The organism is Paenibacillus sp. 01T422 (assembly GCF_056398785.1).
Genome location: NZ_JBFTQB010000984.1, coordinates 1 through 2,275, shown reverse-complemented (window position 1 = coordinate 2,275; position 2,275 = coordinate 1). Strand labels below are relative to the sequence as shown.

The window sequence follows — 2,275 nt, the reverse complement described above, 5'->3', positions numbered from 1 at the left end:
GTTGATGCATGGTTTAGCTTCTTATACGTGAACAAAATGGTGAAAATGAGCAGTACAAGCGTAACGAACAGCATGGGATCACTTCCTTCTCATCAGCCACTAGGGGGAATAAAATATTCATCTGTCGGCCTGCCTGGAGTCTACGTATAATTCAAAATAAGAAAGCGCACACAAATCATATCAAAAAAAGGGTGGGTGTCAAATGAAAAAAAGTTTGAAACTTGGCGTGACCGGCACATTGTTGTTGGGATTGCTTGCCGGATGCGGTTCCGCTGGGCAGTCGGCAGGAGATAAAAACACGGCATCCCCAGATGCAAAAGCATCGCAAGTAAGTTTGAAAGCAACTGTTCTACAGGATGATTTGGAGACATTTAAAACGGCCTATGCCGAATTTAACAAAGAGAACCCGAACATTCAAGTACAATTCGAAACGATTCCACAGGCGCAGTACTATGAAAAGCTTCGCATGCAGCTGTCCTCTGGGGATAGTATCGATTTGTTCGGCGGCAACATGGATGTGTTTCTGGACACTGGTATTTTGGAGCCGTTAGATGATTATGTCAAAAAGGCAAATGTGGATGTCTCTGGGTATGGCCCGCTGTATGATGCATTAAAAGTTAACGATAAAGTTTTCGGGCTTCCTTACCGGAAATCCAACTGGATGCTCTTTTACAACAAAACGTTGTTCGATCAAGCCGGCGTCGCCTATCCGAAAGCGGACATGACATGGGACGAATTCCGTGAGTTGGCGAAGAAGATGACGAAAGGGGAAGGCGCCAACAAAACTTACGGTGCATTCATACATCCATGGGCACAAACGTGGTATATGCAAGGTGTTCAAACCGGCGCTTCGATCATCGATAAAGACCTGACAGTGTTCAAGAAAGGGCTTCAATTCCGGATGGATATGGAAAAAGACGGCTCGATCATGGGATGGGCAGAGCAAATTACGACATCCGCCCATTACAATTCCGCTTTCCAGAAGGGCAATGTGGCGATGAATCTGATCGGGGATTGGCATGTGGCACAACTTAGACAAGCAGAAGCTGAGAAGAAAATCAGTTTTGATTGGGACGTTGTTCCGGTTCCGCATCCAGATGGCGTAGCAGCCAATACAAGCTTGGCTACTCCAGTGTCCTTAATGGTGAACAAGAACTCTAAACACAAAGAGGAAGCGTTCAAAGTCGTTCAATTTATGACCGGCGTGAAAGGCGCGAAGCAATTTGCGGCAAAAGGCTTTCTTACAGGTTATATCAATGATGAAATCCGCAAGACATATATTGGCGATGGCAGCTTGAAACCTAAAAACATCCACTTTTTCGTGGAGCAAAAAGAATATCCGGAATACCCGCTGCTGCCAGGTGTGAAAAACATTTTGGTAGGCAGTGTCTACAAGCAAGAAGGCGAAATGGCTCTTACTGGCGCTCAGACCGTCGATCAAGCCATTCAAAAGATTGGACAACGCGTTGCATCAGAATGGGCCGATAAATATGCCAAGGATTACAAAGCAGGCAAAAAGTAAGTGACAGAACAGAAACAGCCGGGCTTCGCTGATAGAAGGTGAAGCTCGACTGCTTGGATAGGGGGAAGCATATGAAGGTTTCGAGCAAAGCATTACGGCGTAATCGATTGACAGGGTATACATTCTTGCTTCCCAATATACTTGGATTTTTGATTTTCATCTGCTTACCGGTTTGTGCATCCTTCCTCATGAGCTTTACGGACTGGAACGGGTTCGGCGCAATTGAATTTGCGGGATTATCGAATTATACGCGCTTATGGAGTGATGAAACATTCCGTATCTCCTTGCTCAATAGTTTACTTATGACAGCGGTTTCTGTACCGGTGACGCTAATTCTTGCGATTTTGGCAGCAGTCGCCCTCAATAAAGGTTTGAGAGGCGTTAAAATATTTCGAACGGCGATTTTCCTGCCTCACATTACAGCAACCATTGCTGTAGCCGTCGTGTGGCAGCTGCTCTATAATCCGACCATGGGGCCGATTAATGGCTTCCTCAGAAGCCTCGGGATTGACAATCCGCCAACTTGGCTGGCATCGACACATTGGGCACTCCTCTCGGTAATTATTGTTAGTATTTGGCATTCAATCGGTTACTATATGGTGCTCTATTTAGCGGGCTTGCAGGGGATTCCGAAAGATCTCTACGAAGCAGCAGAAATTGATGGTTCAGGCAAAATCTCTCAGTTCCGCAATATAACACTGCCAATGTTGTCGCCAGTCATTTTCTTTACGATCATTATGGGCATTATCAATT

Annotated in this window: 2 protein-coding genes; both read left to right on the top strand. The window is 45.5% G+C overall.

Translation table 11 applies throughout. The features are described from left to right. Positions 1 to 202 precede the first annotated feature (202 nt). Positions 203 to 1,522, top strand: a complete 1,320-nt coding sequence (locus tag AC1DUA_RS34455; RefSeq protein ID WP_477504023.1) for an ABC transporter substrate-binding protein — start codon at positions 203 to 205, stop codon at positions 1,520 to 1,522. A 71-nt stretch (positions 1,523 to 1,593) separates the two neighbouring features. After that, positions 1,594 to 2,275 (top strand): carbohydrate ABC transporter permease (locus AC1DUA_RS34450; RefSeq protein ID WP_477504022.1); only part of this gene is annotated, 682 nt, incomplete at its 3' end.